23 protein-coding genes are annotated in these 21,375 nt (G+C 72.8%); 3 read left to right on the plus strand and 20 right to left on the minus strand.

Features of this window, described 5'->3' with window-relative positions:
• Nucleotides 1-126: 126 nt before the first annotated feature.
• The 13 genes from KME80_RS15670 to KME80_RS15730 all read right to left on the minus strand — a co-directional run bounded on the left by KME80_RS15670 (nt 127) and on the right by KME80_RS15730 (nt 12,225).
• On the minus strand, nt 127-726 hold the full coding sequence (locus KME80_RS15670; protein WP_219505692.1) for a carbonic anhydrase: 600 nt from the start codon (nt 724-726) through the stop codon (nt 127-129).
• A 54-nt stretch (nt 727-780) separates the two neighbouring features.
• Nucleotides 781-1,626 carry an ATP phosphoribosyltransferase gene (gene hisG, locus KME80_RS15675; protein WP_219505693.1) on the minus strand — a complete coding sequence of 282 codons (846 nt, stop codon included), beginning with the start codon at nt 1,624-1,626 and terminating at the stop codon, nt 781-783.
• Nucleotides 1,627-1,685: 59 nt separating this feature from the next.
• Nucleotides 1,686-1,949 (minus strand): phosphoribosyl-ATP diphosphatase, encoded by a 264-nt coding sequence (locus tag KME80_RS15680; protein WP_219505694.1) that lies wholly within the window; start codon nt 1,947-1,949, stop codon nt 1,686-1,688.
• Nucleotides 1,950-2,263: 314 nt separating this feature from the next.
• Entirely contained in the window at nt 2,264-4,252 is a 1,989-nt protein-coding gene (locus KME80_RS15685; protein ID WP_219505695.1) for a DEAD/DEAH box helicase, read from the minus strand.
• Nucleotides 4,253-4,551: 299 nt separating this feature from the next.
• A complete protein-coding gene (locus KME80_RS15690; protein ID WP_219505697.1) occupies nt 4,552-4,914 on the minus strand; it encodes a metal-sulfur cluster assembly factor in 363 nt (120 codons plus the stop codon).
• A complete protein-coding gene (gene sufU / locus KME80_RS15695; protein ID WP_219505699.1) occupies nt 4,911-5,351 on the minus strand; it encodes a Fe-S cluster assembly sulfur transfer protein SufU in 441 nt (146 codons plus the stop codon). Before sufU ends, KME80_RS15690 begins: the two co-directional genes overlap by 4 nt.
• Before the next feature lie 2 nt (nt 5,352-5,353).
• Nucleotides 5,354-6,610: a cysteine desulfurase gene (locus KME80_RS15700; protein WP_281427012.1), complete on the minus strand. Its 1,257-nt coding sequence runs from the start codon at nt 6,608-6,610 to the stop codon at nt 5,354-5,356.
• Entirely contained in the window at nt 6,607-7,353 is a 747-nt protein-coding gene (gene sufC / locus KME80_RS15705; protein WP_219505701.1) for a Fe-S cluster assembly ATPase SufC, read from the minus strand. Before sufC ends, KME80_RS15700 begins: the two co-directional genes overlap by 4 nt.
• Nucleotides 7,354-7,357: 4 nt before the next feature.
• Nucleotides 7,358-7,678, minus strand: a complete 321-nt coding sequence (locus tag KME80_RS15710; protein ID WP_219505703.1) for a non-heme iron oxygenase ferredoxin subunit — start codon at nt 7,676-7,678, stop codon at nt 7,358-7,360.
• Entirely contained in the window at nt 7,675-8,799 is a 1,125-nt protein-coding gene (sufD, locus tag KME80_RS15715) for a Fe-S cluster assembly protein SufD (RefSeq protein ID WP_219505705.1), read from the minus strand. Before sufD ends, KME80_RS15710 begins: the two co-directional genes overlap by 4 nt.
• Nucleotides 8,799-10,211, minus strand: coding sequence for a Fe-S cluster assembly protein SufB (sufB, locus tag KME80_RS15720; protein ID WP_219505706.1), 1,413 nt, complete (start codon nt 10,209-10,211; stop codon nt 8,799-8,801). The genes sufD and sufB overlap by 1 nt, the downstream gene beginning before the upstream one ends.
• Complete coding sequence (locus KME80_RS15725) at nt 10,208-10,909, minus strand: helix-turn-helix transcriptional regulator (RefSeq protein ID WP_219505750.1); 702 nt, start codon at nt 10,907-10,909, stop codon at nt 10,208-10,210. Before KME80_RS15725 ends, sufB begins: the two co-directional genes overlap by 4 nt.
• A gap of 95 nt (nt 10,910-11,004) precedes the next feature.
• Complete coding sequence (locus tag KME80_RS15730; protein WP_219505708.1) at nt 11,005-12,225, minus strand: multidrug effflux MFS transporter; 1,221 nt, start codon at nt 12,223-12,225, stop codon at nt 11,005-11,007.
• 149 nt (nt 12,226-12,374) lie between these two features.
• Here KME80_RS15730 and KME80_RS15735 point away from each other — a divergent pair, with 149 nt between their 5' ends.
• Together KME80_RS15735 and KME80_RS15740 are read left to right on the plus strand one after the other, a co-directional pair.
• A complete protein-coding gene (locus KME80_RS15735) occupies nt 12,375-13,283 on the plus strand; it encodes an ABC transporter ATP-binding protein (RefSeq protein WP_219505709.1) in 909 nt (302 codons plus the stop codon).
• Nucleotides 13,280-14,050, plus strand: a complete 771-nt coding sequence (locus KME80_RS15740) for an ABC transporter permease (RefSeq protein WP_219505711.1) — start codon at nt 13,280-13,282, stop codon at nt 14,048-14,050. Before KME80_RS15735 ends, KME80_RS15740 begins: the two co-directional genes overlap by 4 nt.
• Before the next feature lie 37 nt (nt 14,051-14,087).
• Here the strand turns inward: KME80_RS15740 and KME80_RS15745 are convergent, their stop codons facing one another.
• Nucleotides 14,088-15,263: an MFS transporter gene (locus KME80_RS15745; protein WP_219505712.1), complete on the minus strand. Its 1,176-nt coding sequence runs from the start codon at nt 15,261-15,263 to the stop codon at nt 14,088-14,090.
• 110 nt (nt 15,264-15,373) lie between these two features.
• On the opposite strand from KME80_RS15745, the gene KME80_RS15750 reads away from it, so the two are divergent.
• Nucleotides 15,374-16,288 (plus strand): EamA family transporter, encoded by a 915-nt coding sequence (locus KME80_RS15750; protein WP_219505714.1) that lies wholly within the window; start codon nt 15,374-15,376, stop codon nt 16,286-16,288.
• A 38-nt stretch (nt 16,289-16,326) separates the two neighbouring features.
• On the opposite strand, the gene KME80_RS15755 is transcribed toward KME80_RS15750, so the two are convergent.
• The 6 genes from KME80_RS15755 to KME80_RS15780 form a co-directional block, all read right to left on the minus strand.
• Nucleotides 16,327-16,998 carry a GntR family transcriptional regulator gene (locus tag KME80_RS15755; RefSeq protein WP_219505715.1) on the minus strand — a complete coding sequence of 224 codons (672 nt, stop codon included), beginning with the start codon at nt 16,996-16,998 and terminating at the stop codon, nt 16,327-16,329.
• Nucleotides 16,999-17,013: 15 nt separating this feature from the next.
• Nucleotides 17,014-18,024 (minus strand): ornithine cyclodeaminase family protein, encoded by a 1,011-nt coding sequence (locus KME80_RS15760; protein WP_219505717.1) that lies wholly within the window; start codon nt 18,022-18,024, stop codon nt 17,014-17,016.
• The gene (locus tag KME80_RS15765; protein WP_308125782.1) at nt 18,021-18,998 is read right to left on the minus strand and encodes a proline racemase family protein; all 978 of its coding nucleotides are present in this window, start codon (nt 18,996-18,998) and stop codon (nt 18,021-18,023) included. Before KME80_RS15765 ends, KME80_RS15760 begins: the two co-directional genes overlap by 4 nt.
• On the minus strand, nt 18,995-19,996 hold the full coding sequence (locus KME80_RS15770) for a proline racemase family protein (RefSeq protein ID WP_219505719.1): 1,002 nt from the start codon (nt 19,994-19,996) through the stop codon (nt 18,995-18,997). The genes KME80_RS15765 and KME80_RS15770 overlap by 4 nt, the downstream gene beginning before the upstream one ends.
• Nucleotides 19,993-20,886, minus strand: a complete 894-nt coding sequence (locus KME80_RS15775; RefSeq protein ID WP_219505721.1) for a dihydrodipicolinate synthase family protein — start codon at nt 20,884-20,886, stop codon at nt 19,993-19,995. The genes KME80_RS15770 and KME80_RS15775 overlap by 4 nt, the downstream gene beginning before the upstream one ends.
• Nucleotides 20,883-21,375: bacterioferritin-associated ferredoxin (locus KME80_RS15780; RefSeq protein WP_219505724.1), on the minus strand; the 493-nt coding region annotated here is incomplete at its 5' end. The genes KME80_RS15780 and KME80_RS15775, both read right to left, overlap by 4 nt.

The following is a 21,375-nucleotide window of genomic DNA, read 5'->3' on the forward strand; positions in this document are numbered from 1 at the left end:
AGTACATCCGAGGTCCGGCCCCGCGTCAACGACAGGAATCCCCCTCGCCACCGGCCCCCTGCCTCACCTGGCGCTCTCTCCCCCGCCCGGGTGAAAGTTTCACCCGGGCAGCGGCGGCGGCGTGCGTCAGACGACGCGGCTGACCAGGCCCGTGTCGAGGCAGTAGTGGGCGCCCAGGACCGTCGCGCGCCCGCGCAGCAGCGGGTCGTCGCGCAACTCCCGCACCGTGGCGGCGGTGTGGGCGCGCGTCATCGCGGCCACGTCGCCACCCGAGCTCTCGTACGCGCCCGCCAGCGCCGCCACGACGGCGGGCAGCTCCCCCGGCAGCGTGGCGCGCTCGCGCAGGGCCGTCGCCGCCGCCGTCACCGCGCCGCAGCGCTGATGCCCGAGCACCAGCACGAGCGGCGCGCCCAGCGCGTGCGGGCCGTACTGGACGGCGGCCCTGACCAGCGGGTCGAGCGTGTGCGCGGCGGTGCGGACGACGAGCAGGTCGCCGAGCCCGGCGTCGAACACCACCTCGGGCGGCACCCGCGAGTCGACGCACGACAGCACCACCGCGAACGGCGCCTGCGCCCGCGCCACCTGCCGCCGCCGCTCCACGTCCTGCCCGGCCCGGCCGGGAGTCCCGGCCGCCCAGCGGCGGTTGCCGTGCTTGAGCCACGTCCACGCGTCGCGCACGGTGAAAGCGCGGCGGGCGCACCGCTCCGTAACAGGTCGGATACTCACGGACCGGTACGTTCCCGCCCGGAACAGGCGATTACCTGACGGCGCAGGCAGAGGTCACAGGCGGCAGGCGTAGATGTCGGTGACCAGAATGGCCCTTGCGCCGATGTCCCACAGCTGGTCCATCACCTGCTGGTGCCCCCGGCGCCGGACCATGGCGCGCACGGCCACCCAGCCCTCCCGGTGCAGCGGCGAGACCGTCGGCCCCTCCATGCCCGGCGTGAGCGCGATGGCCTCCTCGATCCGCTCGGCGCGGATGTCGTAGTCCATCATCACGAAGTCGCGGGCGTGCACGACCCCCTGCAGCCGGCGCACGAGCTGCTCGACGCCGTTGGTCGCCGGGGCGGTGTGCTGCTTGATGAGCACCGCCTCCGACTTCATGATCGGGTCGCCGAACACCTCCAGGCCGACGTTGCGCAGCGTCGTGCCGGTCTCCACCACGTCGGCCACCGCGTCGGCCACGCCGAGCCTTATGGCGGTCTCGACCGCGCCGTCGAGCTTGATGACGCGCGCGTCGACGCCCTGGTCGGACAGGTATTTCTCCAGCAGGCCCGCGTAGGCGGTGGCCACCCGCAGCCCCTGCAGGTCCTTGACGGACGTCATCGTGCCGGCCCGGGTGGCCAGACGGAAGGTGGAGGCGCCGAAGCCGAGCGGCATGACCTCCTCGACCGACGCGCCGGAGTCGACGAGCATGTCGCGGCCGGTGATGCCGGCGTCGAGCGTGCCCTCCCCGACGTAGACGGCGATGTCGCGCGGGCGCAGGAAGAACAGCTCGCAGCCGCTCTCCTCGTCGACGACGACGAGCTCCTTGCTGTCTCTGCGGGACCGGTAGCCGGCCTCCTTGAGCATGACTTGGGCGGCCTCACTGAGAGTGCCCTTGTTCGGTACGGCCAGGCGAAGCATGTCTGATTCCTCGGTGTCCAGAGTCGTTGCGGAAGACCGGAGGCGGGCGCGGGGGCGCCCTAGAGATGCTTGTAGACCTGGTCCAGGCCGATCCCCTTGGCGATCATGAGCACCTGGACGTGGTAGAGGAGCTGGGAGATCTCCTCGGCTGCCCGGTCGTCAGACTCGTGCTCGGCCGCCATCCAGCTCTCGGCGGCCTCCTCGACGACCTTCTTGCCGATGGCATGGACGCCGGCGTCGATGGCGGCCACGGTGCCGGAGCCGGCGGGCCGGGTCCGGGCCTTCTCGGACAGCTCGGCGAACAGCTCTTCGAAGGTCTTCATGATCTCTCTCGTCGATCGGCTGGCGTGCGGTAACAGCCTAGTCGCCGCGCGACCCCGCTTCGTGCCGCGTCCGCCAGCCGAGACACCCGCGAGTCGCGCGGGTCCCGTGCCTGGCGGCCGTCGGTGGCCGAGGCCGGTGACGGCGTGGCGGCGGCCGTCCGGACCGGGAACGGTCCGTACGTCGTGCAGGCAGGCCACCGGCGGGCGGGTGAGATGCGCCCGCCAGGGTGCGGGAACGCGGACGCCCGCCGTGCCCGGGAGGACCGGGCGCGGCGGGCGTCGGACGAACTCATGGGGCGGTGCCGCCCCGGGAATCAGCGCTCGTAGCGGCGGGCGGAGCCGCCCCGGCGGAAGCCGCCGTTGCCACGGTCGTCGGCGCGGAAGCCGCCCCGCTGGCCGCGGTCGTCGGGACGGGCGCCGCCGGAGCGGTAACCGTCACGGGGACGGTCGTCCGTGCGGACGCCGCGCTCGCGGTCGGCCGAGAACGGGCGGCCACGGTCGGTGGAGTGGCGGCGGTCGTCGGAGCGGAACCCGCCACGCGGCCGGTCACCCTCACGGAACCCGCCACGCCCACGGTCGCCGCCGGAGAAACCGCCACGGTCGCCGTCGTTGCGGAAGCCGCCGCGGTCGCCACCACCGGAGTAGCCACCACGGTCACCGTCGTTGCGGAACCCACCGCGGTCACCGTCGTTGCGGTAACCGCCGCCGGAGTAGCCGCCGCGGTCGCCGTCGTTGCGGTAGCCACCACGGTCACCGCCGCGGTCACCGCCGCCGGAGAAGCCGCCGCGGTCGCCGTCGTTGCGGTAGCCACCACCACGGGGGCGGTCGCCGCCGGAGCGGCGGTCGTCGCCGAACGTGCGGGGCTCGTCGTGACGGCGCGGGTAGCGGTCGTCGGTGCGGCGCTGGCCGCCGAACGAGCCGTCCTCGGTCCGGCGCGGGCCGGCGAAGGGCGGGCGGTCGCCGTCGTGGCGGCGCGGGCGGCGCTCGCCGTCGAACTCACGGCGCGGACGCCGGCCGCGGCGCTCGGAGCCGGCGTGGCCGCCTTCGCGCCGGGGGCGCAGCGGCTTGCGCACGTCGGGCTCCCACACGGGGATGGCCTCGCCGCTGGGCGTGCGGGCCCCGGCGATCTCGGCCAGGCGCGGGTGGCCGGGCGTCGCCTTGAGGCGGAACGGGTGGATGCCCGCCCGCCGGGTCAGCGCGTCGGTGGAGCGGCGCTCGTTCGGGAGCACCAGCGTGACGACGGTGCCCTTCTCGCCGGCGCGGGCGGTGCGGCCGCCGCGGTGCAGGTAGCTCTTGTGGTCCTGCGGCGGGTCGACGTGCAGGACGAGGCTGATGTTGTCGACGTGGATGCCGCGGGCGGCCACGTCGGTGCAGACGAGCACGTTGACCGAGCCCTCGCGGAACTCGGCGAGGATGCGGGTGCGCTGGTTCTGGCGCTTGCCGCCGTGCAGGCCGCCGGCCTTGACGCCGACGCGGGCGAGCTGCTTGCACAGCCGGTCGACGCCGTGCTGGGTGCGGACGAAGATGATCGTACGGCCCTCGCGGTTGGCGATCTCGGCCGTGACGTCGAACTTGTCGTCGCGCGTCACCTGCATGACGTGGTGTTCCATCGTGTCGACCGGGGAGGTCGCGGGGGCGACGGAGTGGGTGATCGGGTCCTTCAGGAAGCGCTGCACGAGCTTGTCGACGTCGCCGTCGAGCGTGGCGGAGAACAGCAGCCGCTGACCGTCGGCCGGGGTCTGCGCGAGCAGCTCGGTGACGACGGGGAAGAAGCCGAGGTCGCACATGTGGTCGGCCTCGTCCAGGACGCTGATCTCGATGTCCTCCAGCGAGCACTCGCCCTGCCGGATGAGGTCGCCGAGACGGCCCGGGGTGGCGATGACGACGTCGACGCCGCGGCGCAGCGCCTCGATCTGCTTGCCCATGGACATGCCGCCGACGACGACCTTCATGCGCAGGCCGAGGCCGCGGCCGAGGGGCTCGATGGCGTCGTGCACCTGGAGCGCGAGCTCACGGGTGGGGACGAGGATCATGGCGCGGGGCCGGCCGGGGGCCGGCTTGACGCCGGCGAGGCGGGCCATCGTGGGCAGGCCGAAGGCCAGCGTCTTGCCGGAGCCGGTCTGGCCGCGGCCGAGGACGTCGGCGCCGGAGAGCACGTCCGGGATCGTCGCGCTCTGGATGGGGAACGGGCTGTCGATTCCCTGCCGGGAGAGGCCGCTGATGAGCGGCTTGGGCAGGCCGAGCAGCTCGAACTCGGACGGGCCCTGCTCAGGGGTCGTCTCGGGCAGGGCAGCGTCAAGCATGGTCACGAACTTCGTGCCTTTCAGTCGAAGTGGCACGTCACTTCTGCGAAAGGACGAGCCAGGACGTACGGCGGCCTTGCCGTACACGGTGCAGTGCGCCCGCCGTGGGGGCGAGCGGAGGGGGAGGCGCACCTGGGCGCCGGCCGCAGGCGGCGCGGGACGCGCGATGAGGCGTCAGGTGTCCCTGGTGCCAACGCGGGGAGGATCAAGACTATTCCCCGTCGGGGCGCCGGACTTTCCGGATCCCCTGGCATGCTGAAGCGGCTGACGCGGAGCGCCAGCCGACCAGCGGTAAAAGATCAGACGTTGAAGCCTAGCATACGAAGCTGCTCACGGCCCTCATCGGTGATCTTGTCCGGGCCCCACGGCGGCAGCCAGACCCAGTTGATCTTCACATCGGAGACCATGCCCTCCAGGGCGGAGTGCGCCTGGTCCTCGATGACGTCGGTCAGCGGGCAGGCCGCGCTGGTCAGCGTCATGTCGATGGTGGCCACCGGCTTGGCGCCGCCGTCGGCCGGGTCGAGGTTGAGGCCGTAGATCAGGCCGAGGTCGACGACGTTGATGCCGAGCTCGGGGTCGACGACGTCCTTGAGCGCCTCCATGACCTCTTCGACGCTCGCCTCGCCGTCGAAGCCGGTCGGGGTCTCGACGGGCTTGCTCATCGTGCAGCACTCCTCACTACAGCGTCCTTGTAGGCCATCCACGACAGCAGCGCGCACTTCACGCGGGCCGGGAACTTGGCCACCCCGGCGAACGCGACCGCGTCGCCGAGCACGTCCTCGTCGGCCTCCACCTGTCCCCTGCCCTGCATGAGCCGGGTGAACTCGTCGACCACCGACAGGGTCTCCTCGACGGTCGAGCCGGCGGTCAGCTCGTGCAGCACCGAGGCGGCGGCCTGGCTGATGGAGCAGCCCTGGCCGTCGTAGGAGACGTCCTCGATGCGGCCCGCGTCGCCCACCTTGACGCGCAGCGTGATCTCGTCGCCGCACGTGGGGTTCACGTGGTGAACCTCGGTGTCGTACGGCTCGCGCAGCCCCCGCCCCTGCGGGTGCTTGTAGTGCTCCAGGATCAGCTCCTGGTACATCGACTCGCCGATCATGGCTATGCGAACACCTTCTGTACGTGGTGGAGGCCGCGCACCAGGGCGTCGACCTCGCCCGTGGTGTTGTACAGGTAGAACGACGCCCTGGTGGTCGCCGGTATTCCGAACCTGAGGTGCAGCGGGCGCGCGCAGTGGTGGCCGACCCGCACGGCGATGCCGAACCGGTCGTCGAGGATCTGGCCCACGTCGTGCGGGTGGATCCCCTCCAGCGTGAACGCCAGCGTGCCGCCCCGCAGGTCGAGCGAGTCGGGCCCGATCAGGCGCAGGCCGGGCACCTCGCGCAGCGCGTCGAGCGCGTAGGCGGTGAGCTCGCGCTCGTGAGCCTCCACGGCCGCCATGCCGATGCCGGTCAGGTAGTCGACGGCCGCGCCGAGCCCGATGGCCTCGACGATCGGCGGGGTGCCGGCCTCGAACTTGTGGGGCGCGGGCGCGTACGTCGAGCGGTCCATCCAGACCGCCTCGATCATCTCGCCGCCGCCGAGGAACGGCGGCATGGCCTCCAGCAGCTCGCCGCGCGCCCACAGCACGCCGATGCCGGACGGGCCGACCATCTTGTGGCCGGTGAAGGCCACGAAGTCGGCGTCCAGCGCCGCCATGTCCACGGGGTGGTGCGGGACGGACTGGGAGGCGTCGAGCAGGACCAGCGCGCCGGCCCGGCGGGCGAGCGCGACCACGTCGGCGACCGGGTTGACGGTGCCGAGCACGTTCGACTGGTGCGCGACCGAGACGATCTTCGTGCGTTCGGTGACGACGCCGTCGGCGAGGTCGAGCCGGCCCTCGTCGGTAACGCCGAACCACTTCAGCGTCGCGCCGGTGCGCTGCGCGAGCATCTGCCACGGCACGATGTTGGAGTGGTGCTCCATCTCGGAGATGACGATCTCGTCACCGGGGCCGAGCGTGAAGCGCGGGTCGGCGCACGCCGGGTTGCCGAAGCTGTAGGCGACGAGGTTGAGCGCCTCGGAGGCGTTCTTGGTGAAGACCACCTCGTCGCGCGACGGGGCGCCGATGAACGCGGCGACCTTGTCGCGCGCGCTCTCGTACGCCTCGGTCGACTCCGAGCCCAGCACGTGCATGGCGCGCCCGACGTTGCTGTAGTGCATCGCCAGGTGCTCGCGCATGGTCTCGACGACCGATGTGGGCTTCTGCGAGGAGTTGCCCGAATCGAGGTAGACGAGCGGACGCCCGCCGGGCAGCTCGCGGGAGAGGACCGGGAAGTCTTTCCTGATCCTCTCCACGTCCAAGCTGGTGGAAGTCATGCAGATGCCTTCGTGTACTGCTCGTAGCCCTCGGCCTCGAGCTTGTCGGCCAGCTCCGGCCCGCCCTCCTCCACGACCCGGCCGGCCGCGAAGACGTGCACGAAGTCGGGCTTCACGTAGCGCAGGATGCGGGTGTAGTGGGTGATGAGCAGCACGCCGGTCTCGCCGGAGGCGCGGAAGCGGTTGATGCCCTCCGACACCACGCGCAGGGCGTCGACGTCGAGGCCGGAGTCGGTCTCGTCGAGCACCGCGATCTTCGGCTTGAGCAGCTCGAGCTGGAGGATCTCGTGGCGCTTCTTCTCGCCGCCGGAGAAGCCCTCGTTCAGGTTGCGCTGGGCGAAGGCCGCGTCGATGGCCAGGGCGTCCATGCCGCTCTTGAGGTCCTTGGCGAACTCGCGCAGCTTGGGCGCCTCGCCGCGGACGGAGGTGACGGCCGAGCGCAGGAAGTTGGACACCGACACGCCGGGGACCTCGACCGGGTACTGCATGGCGAGGAACAGGCCGGCGCGGGCGCGCTCGTCGACCGACAGCTCCAGCAGGTCGACGCCGTCGAGCAGCACCTCACCGCCGGTGATCGTGTACTTCGGGTGACCGGCGATCGCGTAGGCGAGCGTGGACTTGCCCGAGCCGTTGGGGCCCATGATGGCGTGGGTCTCGCCGGCCTTCACGGTCAGGTTGACGCCGCGCAGGATTTCCTTGTCCTCGACGGCGACCTTCAGGTCACGGATCTCAAGGGTGGACATGTGTTTATGACTCCTTCGAGAGCGAGACGAGGACGTCGTCGCCGTCGATCTTGACTGTGTAGACGTTCACGGGCTTGGTCGCGGGCGGGCCGGTGGGCTTGCCGGAGCGGATGTCGAAGCACGAGCCGTGCAGCCAGCACTCCAGGGTGCCGTCGTACACCTCGCCCTCGCTGAGCTTGACCTCGGCGTGCGAGCAGATGTCGTGCAGGGCGAACACCTCGTCGCCCTTGCGCACCAGCGCCACGGGGGTCTCGCCCACCTCGACGCCGATCACCCCCTCGTCGGGGATGTCGCTGACCTTGCACACCTTCTCGTAGCCGCTCATCGTGCGAGCTCCGCCTCCACCGCGTTCATCACGCGCTCGCGCAGCTCCTCGACCTGGATCTTCTCGATGAGCTGGCCGAGGAAGCCGCGGATGACCAGGCGGCGGGCCTCGTCGAACGGGATGCCGCGGGCCTGGAGGTAGAAGATGTGCTCGTCGTCGAGGCGGCCCGACGTCGAGGCGTGCCCCGCGCCGGCGACCTCGCCGGTGAGGATCTCCAGGTTGGGCACCGAGTCGGCGCGGGCGCCGTCGGTGAGGATGAGGTTGCGGTTGAGCTCGTAGGTGTCGGTGCCCTCGGCCGCCACCCTGATGATCACGTCGCCGATCCAGACGGCGTGCGCGTCCTCGCCCTGGAGCGCGCCGCGGTAGTCGACGTTGCTCTTGCAGTTGGGCTGCGAGTGGTCGACGAGCAGGCGGTGCTCCAGGTGCTGGCCCGCGTCGACGAAGTAGACGCCGGACAGGTCGGCGTCGCCGCCGGGCCCGGTGTAGGAGACGCTGGGCGACAGCCGCACCAGGTCGCCGCCCAGGGTCACCACGAAGCTCCGGAACGTGGCGTCCTTGGCGAGCTGGGCGTGGTGGTGGGAGACGTGCACGGCGTCGTCGGCCCAGTCCTGGAGGCTGACGACCTTGAGCGTGGCGCCGTCGCCGACGACGAACTCGACGTTGTCGGCGTAGACGGCGCTGCCCTCGTGCTGGACGACCACGGTCGCCTGCGCCATCGGCTCGACGACGACCACGATGTGGCCGTACGCCGCGCCCTCGCCGCCGTTGCCCTTGATCTCGACGGTGATCGCGTCGCCGGGCACGGCCTCCTTCGGCACGGTCACGACCAGCGCCTTCTCGAAGCCGTTGTAGGCCTGGGCGCTGACCCGGTCGGCCGGCACGTAAGCCTTGCCGATGCGCTCGTCGTCGCGGCCGACCCACTCGGCCCGCACGCCCTCGGGCGTGTAGACCTGGGTGACCACCTGGCCGCTGGCCGCGGCCTGGCCGTTGTGCAGCCCCTTCAGGCGCGACAGCGGCGTGAAGCGCCACGCCTCCTCGCGGCCCGTGGGGACCTCGAAGTCGGCCAGGTCGTACGACGCCTTCTCGTGCAGGGTCGACAGGGGCTTCTCGTTCAGGCCCATCAGCCGACGGCTCCTTCCATCTGCAGCTCGATCAGCCGGTTCAGCTCGAGCGCGTATTCCATGGGCAGCTCACGCGCGATCGGCTCCACGAAGCCGCGCACGATCATCGCCATCGCCTCGTCCTCTTCGAGCCCGCGGCTCATGAGGTAGAACAGCTGGTCCTCGCTGACCTTGGAGACCGTGGCCTCGTGGCCCATCGAGACGTCGTCCTCGCGGACGTCGACGTACGGGTAGGTGTCGGAGCGGCTGATCTGGTCGACGAGCAGGGCGTCGCACTTGACGGTGCTGGCGCTGCCGTGGGCGCCCTCCTCGATCTGCACGAGACCGCGGTAGGAGGTGCGGCCGCCGCCGCGCGCCACCGACTTGGAGATGACGCTGGAGCTCGTGTTGGGCGCCAGGTGCACCATCTTGGAGCCGGCGTCCTGGTGCTGGCCCTCGCCGGCGAACGCGACGCTCAGCGTCTCGCCCTTGGCGTGCTGGCCCATCAGGTAGACGGCCGGGTACTTCATGGTGACCTTGGAGCCGATGTTGCCGTCGATCCACTCCATGGTCGCGCCCTCGTAGGCGACGGCGCGCTTGGTGACCAGGTTGTAGACGTTGTTCGACCAGTTCTGGATGGTCGTGTAACGGCAGCGGGCGTTCTTCTTCACGATGATCTCGACGACCGCGGAGTGCAGCGAGTCGGAGGAGTAGATCGGCGCGGTGCAGCCCTCGACGTAGTGCACGTAGCTGTTCTCGTCGACGATGATGAGCGTCCGCTCGAACTGGCCCATGTTCTCGGTGTTGATCCGGAAGTAGGCCTGGAGCGGGATCTCGACCTCGACGTTCGGCGGCACGTAGATGAACGAGCCACCGGACCACACGCTGGTGTTGAGAGCGGCGAACTTGTTGTCGCCCACCGGGATCACCGAGCCGAAGTACTCCTTGAAGAGCTCCTCGTGCTCGCGCAGGCCCGTGTCGGTGTCGACGAAGATGACGCCTTTCTCCTCAAGGTCCTCACGGATCTTGTGGTAGACGACCTCGGACTCGTACTGGGCCGCGACGCCGGCGATGAGGCGCTGCTTCTCCGCCTCGGGGATGCCGAGCTTGTCGTAGGTGTTCTTGATGTCCTCGGGCAGCTCGTCCCAGGAAGCGGCCTGCTTCTCGGTGGAGCGCACGAAGTACTTGATGTTGTCGAAGTCGATGCCGGTGAGGTCGGAGCCCCAGGTCGGCAGCGGCTTCTTGCCGAACAGGCGGAGCCCCTTCAGGCGAAGGTCGAGCATCCACTCCGGCTCGTTCTTGAGCGCGGAGATGTCTCGGACGACCTCCTCGGACAGGCCGCGCTTGGCCGCGGCCCCGGCGGCGTCGGGGTCGGCCCAGCCGAACTTGTAATTCCCGAGGCCTTCCAGCTCCGGGCGGTCGGTGACAGTCACCTTCCGGTCTCCTTGTTCTTATCGATGGCTCTATGTGCGGGCCCCAGCGTCTGGGGGCTGACGTGCGTGGTGCAGACCCCGTCGCCGTGCGCGATCGTGGCCAGGCGCTGCACCGGGGTGCCGAGCAGTTGCGCGAACGCCTCCGTCTCGGCCTCGCACAGCTGCGGGAACTCCGCGGCCGCGTGCGCCACCGGGCAGTGGTGCTGGCAGAGCTGGTCGCCGCCGGACTTGGCCTTGCTGGCCGAGGCCGCGTAACCCTCCGCCGACAGCGCCTGCGCCAGGACCTGGACCCGCTGGTCGGCCGGCACCGCCCGCATGACCGGCTCCATCCGCCGCAGCAGGCCGGAAACCTGTGAGCGGGCGAAGTCGGACACGGCTTCTTCTCCCATGCGCTCTGCCAGGAAACGCAGCGCGCTCCCGGCCAGATCGTCATAGGCGTGCTCGAAGGCACTGCGCCCCGCGTCGGTGATGGCGAACAGCTTGGCCGGCCGCCCGCGCCCGCGCTGACCGCGCTGGCGCCCGGTGCGAGGCTCGATCATCCCGTCGGTCAGCAGCGCGTCGAGGTGACGGCGGACGGCCGCGGGCGTGAGCCCGAGCCGCTCGCCCAGCGCCGCCGCGGCGATGGGACCGTGTTCCAGGATCAGCCGGGCCACGCGCGCACGGGTGCTGCGCTCGCTGCCTGGCTCGATCGTGGGCACGTTTTTCACAACATCAGTGTGCCGTAATTCCTTCCCGCATCTCAAATGAATCCGGAGGACCCGGCAATGCAATTTCTCACGCAGGGTAGGCTTACCTAATTTCGCTGGCGTCCCAGGATGCCGAAGCTGAGCGCCGAAGCGGCCATCAGGGCGAGCATCAGCGCGGCCATCGGCACGGCGGTGTCCTGGCCGGCCAGGCCCACCAGCGGGGCCGCGACCGCCCCCAGCGCGAACTGCAGGACGCCCAGCAGCGCCGAGGCCGACCCGGCGACCTGCGGGGGCTGCCCGGCCAGCGCCAGCGCGCCGGTGCCCGGCAGGACGAGCCCCTGGCCGCACATGATGACGAACAGCCCCGCCACGATACCCGCCAGCCCCAGCCCGGTGACCGCGGCGGCCAGCAGCAGCCCGCCTCCCGCCAGGCTCACGAACAGGCCGGCGAACACCAGCCGCGCCGGCCGGACCCGGCCCGACAGCCTGCCGCCGACCTGGGCCATCACGGTCAGGCCGAGCGCGTTGAGCCCGAAGATGAGCGAATACTGCTGGGGCGTGGCCGCGTACACCTCCTGCAGCACGAACGGCGAGCCGGAGATGTAGGCGAACATGGCGGCGAAGGCCAGCCCGGCCGTGAGCGCGCAGCCCATGAACGCGCGGTCGCGCAGCAGGGCCCAGAACGTGGCCAGCGTGTGCTTGAGCCCGCCGCCCTCCCGCTGCTCGGCGGGCAGCGTCTCGCGCACGCCCGGCAGGACGGCCAGCAGCAGCACCAGCCCGGCCAGGCTGAGCGCGACGAACACGCCGCGCCAGGAGGTGAAGGCCAGCAGCTGCGCGCCCGCCACCGGGGCCAGGATCGGCGCCAGGCCGCTGACCAGCATGAGGGTGGCGAAGATGCGGGCGATGGCGGGCCCGTCGTACAGGTCGCGGACCACGGCCCGGACGATGACCAGCGCGGCCCCGCCGAGCATCCCCTGCAGCAGCCGCAGCACGATCAGCACGGGCACCGACGGCGCGAAGGCGCACAGCAGCGACGTCAGCGCGAACCCGGCCACGCCGACGATCAGCGGCAGCCGCCGCCCGCGCACGTCGCTCACGGGCCCGGCGATCACCTGGCCGGCCGACACGCCGATGAGACAGGCGGTGAGCGTGAGCTGGACCTGGGCGGCGGGGCTGAGCATCTCGCCGCTGATGGCGGGCAGCGCGGGCAGGTACATGTCGATGGACAGCGGCCCGATCGCCGACAGCGCGCCCAGGATGAGGAGCAGGAGCCCCCGTCGCTCCTTGACGACGGCCGGTTGCGACTGCGTGGCCTCTGCCACGGACATGCGTACCCCTTTCCCCGCAGGCGGTGTGGCCCACGAGGGCCGAGGGGTCAAACCATCATCTGGTCCCCCGAATTCCCAATTATGGGATAAATTTCGGCCAGCTTGCCCTGCGGGCCGGACCGGCCCCGGCAGTCCCTAAACTCGTGCGCATGGAATCCCCAGCCGTCGAGATCGCGGACCTGGTCAAGCGCTATGGCGGCACCACCGCGGTCGACGGCCTCAGCATGCTGGCCGCGCGCGGCGCGGTCACCGCCGTCCTCGGTCCCAACGGCGCCGGCAAGACCTCGACGGTGGAGATCTGCGAGGGGTTCCGCAAAGCCGACGCCGGCACGGTGCGGGTGCTCGGCAGCGCCCCCGACGCCGCCGCGCTGCGCCCCCGGGTGGGCGTCATGCTGCAGTCCGGCGGGGTCCCGCCTGCGATGCGCTGCGCCGAGTGGCTGCGGCTGGTCGCCCGCTTCTACGCCCGTCCCCTCGACCCGGGCGCGCTGCTGGAGCGCCTCGGCCTCTCCGATCACGTACGGACCCCGTACCGGAGGCTGTCGGGCGGCCAGCAGCAGCGGCTGTCGCTGGCCGCGGCCGTCATCGGCAGGCCCGAGCTGGTCTTCCTGGACGAGCCGACGGCCGGGCTCGACCCGCAGGCCAGGCACGCGTGCTGGGAGCTGGTCGGCGAGCTGCGCGCCGCCGGGGTGTCGGTGGTGCTGACCACCCACCACATGGACGAGGCCGAGCGGCTGGCCGACAAGGTCGTCATCATCGACCGCGGCCGGGTGGTGGCCGAGGGCAGTCCCGCCACGCTGACCGGCGCCGAGCGGCAGCTCCGGTTCCGCGCCCGGCCGGGGCTGGGGCTGGAGGAGCTGCTCAACGCGCTGCCGGCCGGGAGCGCGGCCAAGGAGTCGCCGGCCGGCCACTACATCATCGAGGGCCAGGTGGACCCGGAGCTGCTGGCCACCGTGACGGCCTGGTGCGCGGCGGAGGGCGTCACGGCCGACGACCTGCGCATCGAGCGCCGCACGCTGGAAGACGTGTTCCTGGAGCTGACGGGCAGGGAGCTGCGATGAGCGCCACGCTGGACTTCACCCCCGCGCCGGGGGCGGCGCCGTTCCCGCGCATGGTGCTGGCGCAGGCCGGGGCCGAGATCCGGGCCATGCTGCGCAACGGCGAGCAGCTGCTGCTCACGATGATCATCCCGGTGCTGCTGCTGGTCGGCTTCTCGGTGGCGCCGCTCATCGACGTGGGCGGCGGCGACCGGGTGGCGTTCCTCGCGCCGGGCGTGCTGGCGCTGGCGGTGATGTCGACGGCGTTCACCGGGCAGGCGATCGCCACCGGGTTCGAGCGGCGCTACGGGGTGCTCAGGCGGCTGGGCGCCACGCCGCTGTCGCGGGGCGGGCTCATGCTGGCCAAGACGGCCGCGGTGATCGCGGTGGAGGCCATCCAGGTCGTGGTGATCGTCGTGGTGGCGCTGGCGCTGGGCTGGCAGCCGCACGGGTCGCCGTTCGCCGCCGCGCTGCTGGTGCTGCTGGGCACCGCCGCGTTCAGCGGGCTCGGGCTGCTCATGGCCGGCCTGCTGCGGGCCGAGGCGACGCTGGCCGCCGCCAACCTGGTCTACCTGCTGCTGCTGGCGGCGGGCGGGGTGGTGTTCCCGCTGGCGAAGTTCCCCGCGTCGGTGCGGCCGGTGCTGGAGCTGCTGCCGATCTCGGCGCTGACCGGCGGGCTGCGCGCGGTCCTGTCGGGCGGCGCGGCGCTGCCGCTGGGCGCGCTCGCCGTGCTGGCCGTCTGGGCGCTGGCCTCCCTGGGCCTGGCCGCCCGCACCTTCCGCTGGGAATGACGCGCGCCGGGACTGGCCCGCGTGACGACGCCCTGGCCTAACCGGGCGTCGCGTCTGGGACGAGGGCGCCGTAGCGGCGTCTGGCGAGGGCGGCCACGACGGTGAGGGGCAGCGCCGCCGCCGCGGCGAGCCCGAACAGCAGCCCGTAGCGGCCGTCCCCGGCCAGCGGCCCGGCCGCCCACGAGGAGGCGGCGCTGCCGACGAACAGCGCCGAGGCGAAGAACGCCACGGCGGTGCCCCTGGCGTGCGGCACCACGGAGGTGACCCACGTCTGCAGCGACGAGTGCATGAACGACCAGCCGCCGCCGAGCAGCAGCGCGGTGACCGTGACGGCGGCCACGCTCACCCCGGCGGCGACGACGGCGTACCCGGCGCACATCTGCGCGCCGCCCGCCGCGATGAGCCACCACGCGGGCCACCCACGCGACAGCCGCATGACCAGCCGGCTGAACAGCCACACGCCGAGCCCGTAGGCGGCGGCGCAGAGCCCGGCCACGGTGGTGGAGACGCCGTCGTGCTGCAGGGCGGTGGCCAGGAACGCCATCGTGCCGATGAGCACGGCCCCCTCCACGAACGCCAGCGCGAACACCAGCAGCGCCCACGGGCTGCGCAGGACCGCGCCGACGTGCCCGCCGCGCCCGGGACCGGCGGCGCTCCTGGGCAGCTCCGGCAGGGCGCGCAGCGCGACGGCGCAGGCCAGCGCGCACGCGGCCGGGACGGTGAACACCAGCCGCCAGCCCGCCAGGTCGCCGAGCAGCCCGCCGAAGCCGGTGGCCAGCGCGGTGCCCAGCGCCATCACGCCCATCAGGTCCGACAGGGCGCGCTGGCGGCCGGACGGCTGGACGGTGTCGCCGACGTAGGCGAGCGAGGCGGGCACGATCGCGCCGAAGCAGGCGCCCGCGGCGACCCGGGACAGGACGAGCGCGCCGAGCACCGGCATGAACGCGGAGACCAGGCCCGTCACGGCCGCGCCGAGCAGCGCGATCCGCATGACGCGCACCCGCCCGAACCGGTCGGACAGCACGCCCCACAGCGGCTGCACCAGCCCGTAGGCGAGGTAGTAGCCGCTGGCCACGGCGACGGCGGCGGCCAGCGGGACGCCGAGGTCGACGGCGATGAGCACGAGCATGGGCGTCACGGCGAAGCGGTCGAAGCAGCTGACGAACGAGGCCGCGGCGAGGGAGGACGGGGGCCTGTCGGGAGTGGCGGACATGGGTCCCCTTTACCGATTCATGGGGTTATCGGGCAGTCATATCACCTCGGCTGCGGCGACGCCGGAGGCGGTGGGTAGGCTGCGAGGGCCTTTTCGCTGTGAGGAGATCCGTGACCGCCTTCGCCTACGACGACCCGCTCGACCGCGGCGGCCGCCTGCCCCGGGCCGGCAGCCTGCTGCGCGGCGCCGCCGATTCCATTCCGCCGTCCGGGCTGGTGCTGCTGGGGATCTTCTCCGTGCAGCTCGGGGCGGGGTTCGCCAAGGAGCTGTTCGCGGCGCTCCCGCCGAGCGCGGTGGTGTTCCTGCGGATCGCTGCCGGGGCGCTGATCATGGGGGCGGTGGCCCGGCCCCGGCTGCGCGGGCTGGCGTGGCGCGACTGGGCTGTGGGCCTGGCGTTCGGCGTGACGCTCGCGGTGATGAACCTGACGTTCTACGAGGCGCTGGCGCGGCTGCCCATGGGCGTCGCGGTGGCGATCGAGTTCCTGGGGCCGCTGGGCGTCGCCGTGGCGGCCTCGCGGCGGCGGCTCGACCTGCTGTGGGTCGGCCTGGCCGCGGCCGGGGTGGTGCTGCTGGCGCCGTGGGGGCAGTCGGCCGGGGTGAGCTGGGCCGGCATCGGCTTCGCGCTGGTGGCGGGCGCCTGCTGGGCGGCCTACATCCTGCTGTCGGCGGCGGCCGGCGGCCGTTTCCCCGGCACCACCGGGCTGTCGTTCGCGATGATCGTGTCGGCCGTGGTGATCGCGCCGGTGGGCGTCACGACGGGCGGCGCCGACCTGCTCCAGCCGGAGCTGGTGCTCATCGGGCTGGGCGTGGGGCTGCTGTCGTCGGTGATCCCCTACTCGCTGGAGCTCAAGGCGCTGCGCCGGATGCCCAAGCACGTGTTCGGCATCCTGATGAGCGTCGAGCCCGCGGCTGCGGCGCTGATCGGCGTGCTGCTGCTGGGCGAGATCCTGAACGTGCAGCAGTGGGCGGCGGTGCTGTGCATCGTGGCGGCCAGCTTCGGCTCGACGCGGGCGGGCCGGGGCTAGGGCGGGCCGGGGCTGGGATTGCCGGGGCCAGGGCGGGCTCAGGCGTTGCTGGCCCAGATGCCGCGCACGTGCTGGATGTGCTCCGACATGATCAGACGGACGGCCTCCACGTCGCCGCCCTTGAGCGCATCGAGCAGCTCAACGTGCTCGCGGGCGGAGTCGGCCAGCGTGCCGCGCTGGGAGAGCTGCGACAGGCCGTACAGGCGGGCCCGGGTGCGCAGGTCCCTGACGACCTCGACCAGGTGCGCGTTGCCCGACAGCGCGAGCAGCTCCAGGTGGAAGCGCAGGTCGGCGTCGACGTAGGCGAGCAGGTCGCCCTGCTCGGCGGCGGCGACGATCTCCTCGGCGACCGGGCGCAGCCGCTCGAAGTCGGCGGCGCGCCCGGTGTCGGCCAGCCGCGCCACGGTCGGCACCTCGATGAGCCTGCGGATCTCGGTCAGCTCGTCCAGGTCGCGCTCGGACAGCTCGGTGACGCGGAAGCCCTTGTTGCGCACCGCCTCGACCAGGCCCTCCTTGGCCAGGTCGAGCATGGCCTCGCGGACGGGCGTGGCCGACACGCCGAACTGCGCGGCCAGCACCGGCGCCGAGTAGACCACGCCGGGGCGCATCTCCCCCGTGATCAGCGCGGCCCGCAGCGCGTGCGCCACCTGCTCGCGCAGGCTCTGCCGCTCGCCCACCATCGGCAGGTCGAGCCGGTCCTCGGCAGCCATCCGCCCATCCCTTCCCTAGGTCCTCCGGGACCGGGTCCGCTGAAACCACGCCTCGTACGCGGCGGCCGCGACGACCAGGTCCTGCCACGCCATGCCGGTGCCCTTGAACACGCGGGGCCCGTCGCCCGGGACGACCCGGCCCGCGACCAGCTCAGCGAGGTTTCCGGCGAGATGATGAGTGGTGATCGTACCGTGGCGGATGGGGATGACCACATCCCCCGCTTCGGCCAGCGCCGCGGATCTCGCCTCGACGACCACGCACGACCGGGCGATCAGCTCGCCGTCGAGCTCCCGGGCATCCTGCTCGTGCGACCCGATGGCGACCACCGTGGCCCGATCGCGCACCAGCGCGCCGTCGAACAGCGGCTGCCTGGCGGTGGTGCAGCAGACGACGAGGTCCGCCCGCGCCACGGCCGCGCCGACCCTCTCACCGGCCCTCTCACCGGCCCGCTCACCGGCCTGATCACCGGCCTGGTCACCCGGGCCGGTCAGCGCCTCGGCCTCCAGGCCCAGCTCGCGGCAGCGGGCGGCGAACGCCCCGGCCCGGCCGGGGTCGCGGCCCACGACCGTGACCCGCCGGACGGGCCTGACCTCGGCGAGCGCCTCGACGTGGCCCCACGCCTGCGGGCCCGTGCCGAACACGAGCAGGTCGCCGGCGTCCGGCTCGGCCAGGTGGCGGACGGCCAGCGCGGAGACGGCGGGCGTGCGCAGCGAGGTGAGCGCGATCCCGTCCATCGTGGCGAGCGGCGCCAGCGTGCGGCCGTCGAACAGCAGGTACGTGCCCTGGATGCGGGGCAGCCCGAGCGCGGCGTTGCCGGGCGCCACGGTGGCGGCCTTGACCCCGGCGTACCGCCCGGCCGCCGCGGGCATCAGCAGGAGCTGACCGGCGGGCAGATCGACGACGGGCCGCTGCGGCGTCGCCTCCGGGTCCAGCCCGCCGAGCAGCGCCTCCTCCAGGAGCCGCACGGCGCTGGCCACGGGCACCAGCCGCCGCACGGTGTCGGCGTCGAGATGGGGAAGGGTCATCGCAGCGTGAACCCCGTGCCGATGGGGTCGTCCTGGTCGAGCTCGAAGGTGTGCCTGCCGGTGCGGTAGGCCATGCCCTCGATCTCGGGCACCACCCCGGCGGGCGTCTCGGCGGCCACCCGGGCGCGGAACACGCTGCCGACGACGCTCTCGTGCACGAGCGTGCCGCGGTGGCCGTCCTCGTGCAGCAGGGCGAGCCGGGCGGCGGTGCCGGACCCGCACGGCGAGCGGTCCACCTCGCCGTCGGCGAACACGGTGACGTTGCGCTGGCGGCCGGGGCCGAGGTCGTCGTAGAAGATCACGCCGTAGACGCCGGACAGCCGGTCGTCGCCGGGGTGCCGGGTGGCCGGGTGCCCCTCCAGTCCGGCCTTGATCCGGCGGCCCCAGGCGATGAGCTCGCCCACGTGGCGCGGCTCGACGGACAGGCCGACGGCCTTGGCGGGCACCGAGGCGTAGATGGCGCCGCCGTAGGACAGGTCGGTCTCGATCCCGGCGGCCGGGACGCCGCGCGCGATCACGTACGAGGGGACGCTGACGAAGGTGACGGCGGTGACGCGGCCGGCCTCGCGGCGGACGCGGGCGGTGACGCGGCCGGAGGGCACGTCCACGACGACGTCGGTCTCGCCGTCGGGGTCGCTCTCGACCAGGCCCTCGCGGACGGCGTGCACGCCGAGCGCGATGGTGCCGTGGCCGCAGGCGGTGGAGTAGCCGTCCTTGTGCCAGAACAGGACGCCGAGGTGGGCGCCGGGGTCGTCGGGCGGGACGAGGAAGCAGCCGTACATGTCGGCGTGGCCGCGCGGCTCGTGGCAGAGCAGCCGCCGCACGTGGTCGGCGGCGGCGGGGGCGTTGGCGCGGCGTTCGAGCACGGTGGCGCCGGGGATGGCGGGGACGCCGCCGGTGACGATCCGGAACGGCTCGCCGCCGGTGTGGTAGTCGACGGTGCTGATCAGGGACGTGCTCGCAGGCGAGGTCACAGCTCGAACCCTTCGGGGAACGGGTCGCGCGGGTCGAGGAAGTACTGGGCGGTGCCGGTCACCCAGGCGCGGCCGGTGATCGACGGGAAGACGGCGGGCCTGCCGCCGACGACGCCGTCCTCCAGCAGGCGGCCGATGAACCGGGTGCCGATGAACGACTCGTTGACGAAGTCGCGGCCCAGCGGCAGCTCGCCCCGGGCGTGCAGCTGGGCCATGCGGGCGCTGGTGCCGGTGCCGCACGGCGAGCGGTCGAACCAGCCGGGGTGGATGGCCATCGCGTGCCGCGAGTGGTGGGCGTCGGAGCCGGGCGCGGCGAAGTAGACGTGGTGGCAGCCGCGGATGCGCTCGTCCTCGGGGTGCACGGGCTCGTCGGCGGCGTTGACGGCCGCCATCGTGGCCAGCCCGGCGGCGAGGATGTCGTTCTTGGCCTTGCGGTCGAACGGCAGCCCGTACGCGTCGAGGTCGACGATGGCGTAGAAGTTGCCGCCGTAGGCGAGGTCGTAGCGGATCTCCCCGTAGCCGGGCACGGTGACGGTGGCGTCGAGCCGGTCGGCGTAGGAGGGGACGTTCCTGAGCGTCACGGACGTCGCCATGCCGTCGCGGACGGCCACGTCCACGACGACGAGCCCGGCGGGCACCTCCAGGCGGACGGTGGTGACGGGCTCGACGACCTCGACCATGCCGGTCTCCACCAGCACGGTCGCCACGCCGATCGTGCCGTGGCCGCACATCGGCAGCAGCCCGGACACCTCGATGAACAGCACGCCCCAGTCGGCGTCTGGCCGGGTGGGCGGCTGCAGGATGGCGCCGCTCATGGCGGCGTGGCCACGCGGCTCGTTCATCAGCAGCTTGCGGATGTGGTCGAGGTGGTCGCGGAAGTAGACCCGCCGCTCGGCCATGCTCGCGCCGGGGATGACGCCGACGCCGCCGGTGACGACCCTGGTGGGCATGCCCTCGGTGTGCGAGTCCACGGCGTGGAACACGCGTTTGGTCCTCATCGCAGTCCTTCCGCGAGTGCCTTCTCGGTGGCGGCGCGCACGGCGGCGGCCTGCTCGTCCGTCAGCGGCCGCCGGGGCGGGCGGCAGGGGCCTCCCGGACGGCCCGCCAGGTCCATCGACAGCTTGATGGCCTGGACGAACTCCGTCTTGGAGTCCCAGCGCAGCAGCGAGTGGAGCTTACGGTAGAGCGGCAGGGCCGTGCCGAGGTCTCCGGCGACGGCCGCCCTGTAGAGGGCGGCGCCGGCGGCGGGCAGCGCGTTCGGGTAGCCCGCGATCCAGCCGGTCGCGCCGGCCAGGGCCAGCTCCAGCAGCACGTCGTCGGAGCCGATCAGCACGTCCAGGCCGGGGGCCAGCTCGGCGATCTCGTAGGCGCGGCGCGGGTCGCCGGTGAACTCCTTGACGGCCACGATCAGGCCCTCGTCGAACAGCCGGGCCAGCAGCGCGGGCGTCAGGTCGACCTTGGTGTCGTAGGGGTTGTTGTAGGCCACCACGGGCACCCCGGCGGCGGCGACCTCGCGGTAGTGCTCGGCGACCGCGGCCTCGTCGGCGCGGTAGGCGTTCGGGGGCAGCAGCAGCACCGACCCGCAGCCCTCCTCGGCGGCCTGCTCGGCCCAGCGCCGCGACTCGCCCGAGCCATACGCGCCGACGCCCGCCATCACGTTGCGCCCGCCCACGGCCTCGACGGCGGTGCGCACGACGCGGGCCCGCTCGTCGGCGGTGAGCGTCTGGTACTCGCCGAGCGACCCGTTGGGCACGACGCCGTCGCAGCCCTGGTCCACCAGCCAGCGGCAGTGCTCGGCGTAGGCGTCGAAGTCGACGGTCAGGTCCGCGCGCAGGGGGAGCGCGGTGGCGACCATGATGCCGTGCCAGGCCTTGCTGCGATCGGTCATGGATGTCCTCCCGTGGGGGGTTCGGCGGCTTCGGCGAGTGCTGCGAGGGTGATCGGCTGGGCGACGGGGCGGCGCGGCGGCGCGGGCCGCTCGCCGGTGAGGCAGGCGACGGGGTAGCCGCAGATGCGGCCCTGGCACCAGCCCATGCCGGGCCTGGCCAGCAGCTTGACCGAGCGCGCGTCGGTGGCGCCCAGGCCCTGCGCCTCGCGCAGGCGGGCCAGCGGCACCTCCTCGCACCGGCACACGAGCGTGTCGTCGCGCAGCCAGCCCTGCCAGCCGTCCTTCACGGGGTAGGCCGCCAGCAGCGCGCGGGCGAAGGCGCGCAGGCTGTCGCGCCGCCGGACGAGCTTGACGGGCAGTGCCCTGCCGGCGGCGGCGAGCCCGGCGAGGCGGCCTTCGAGCTCGGCCAGCCGCCAGCCGCCGACGCCGGTGGGCTCCCCGGCGGCCCACACGCCGGGGACGCCGGTGGCCTGGCGGGCGTCGACGGGG

Source organism: Nonomuraea ceibae (genome assembly GCF_019396325.1).
Taxonomy (GTDB): domain Bacteria; phylum Actinomycetota; class Actinomycetes; order Streptosporangiales; family Streptosporangiaceae; genus Nonomuraea; species Nonomuraea ceibae.

Excerpts from the sequence above, each read along its gene's own strand:
- hisG (WP_219505693.1), bottom strand. The coding sequence starts at position 1,626 with ATGCTTCGCCTGGCCGTACCGAACAAGGGCACTCTCAGTGAGGCCGCC.
- KME80_RS15680 (WP_219505694.1), bottom strand. The coding sequence starts at position 1,949 with ATGAAGACCTTCGAAGAGCTGTTCGCCGAGCTGTCCGAGAAGGCCCGG.
- KME80_RS15685 (WP_219505695.1), bottom strand. The coding sequence starts at position 4,252 with ATGCTTGACGCTGCCCTGCCCGAGACGACCCCTGAGCAGGGCCCGTCC.
- KME80_RS15690 (WP_219505697.1), bottom strand. The coding sequence starts at position 4,914 with ATGAGCAAGCCCGTCGAGACCCCGACCGGCTTCGACGGCGAGGCGAGC.
- sufU (WP_219505699.1), bottom strand. The coding sequence starts at position 5,351 with ATGATCGGCGAGTCGATGTACCAGGAGCTGATCCTGGAGCACTACAAG.
- KME80_RS15700 (WP_281427012.1), bottom strand. The coding sequence starts at position 6,610 with ATGACTTCCACCAGCTTGGACGTGGAGAGGATCAGGAAAGACTTCCCG.
- sufC (WP_219505701.1), bottom strand. The coding sequence starts at position 7,353 with ATGTCCACCCTTGAGATCCGTGACCTGAAGGTCGCCGTCGAGGACAAG.
- KME80_RS15710 (WP_219505703.1), bottom strand. The coding sequence starts at position 7,678 with ATGAGCGGCTACGAGAAGGTGTGCAAGGTCAGCGACATCCCCGACGAG.
- sufD (WP_219505705.1), bottom strand. The coding sequence starts at position 8,799 with ATGGGCCTGAACGAGAAGCCCCTGTCGACCCTGCACGAGAAGGCGTCG.
- KME80_RS15730 (WP_219505708.1), bottom strand. The coding sequence starts at position 12,225 with ATGTCCGTGGCAGAGGCCACGCAGTCGCAACCGGCCGTCGTCAAGGAG.
- KME80_RS15735 (WP_219505709.1), top strand. The coding sequence starts at position 12,375 with ATGGAATCCCCAGCCGTCGAGATCGCGGACCTGGTCAAGCGCTATGGC.
- KME80_RS15740 (WP_219505711.1), top strand. The coding sequence starts at position 13,280 with ATGAGCGCCACGCTGGACTTCACCCCCGCGCCGGGGGCGGCGCCGTTC.
- KME80_RS15745 (WP_219505712.1), bottom strand. The coding sequence starts at position 15,263 with ATGTCCGCCACTCCCGACAGGCCCCCGTCCTCCCTCGCCGCGGCCTCG.
- KME80_RS15755 (WP_219505715.1), bottom strand. The coding sequence starts at position 16,998 with ATGGCTGCCGAGGACCGGCTCGACCTGCCGATGGTGGGCGAGCGGCAG.
- KME80_RS15760 (WP_219505717.1), bottom strand. The coding sequence starts at position 18,024 with ATGACCCTTCCCCATCTCGACGCCGACACCGTGCGGCGGCTGGTGCCC.
- KME80_RS15770 (WP_219505719.1), bottom strand. The coding sequence starts at position 19,996 with ATGAGGACCAAACGCGTGTTCCACGCCGTGGACTCGCACACCGAGGGC.
- KME80_RS15775 (WP_219505721.1), bottom strand. The coding sequence starts at position 20,886 with ATGACCGATCGCAGCAAGGCCTGGCACGGCATCATGGTCGCCACCGCG.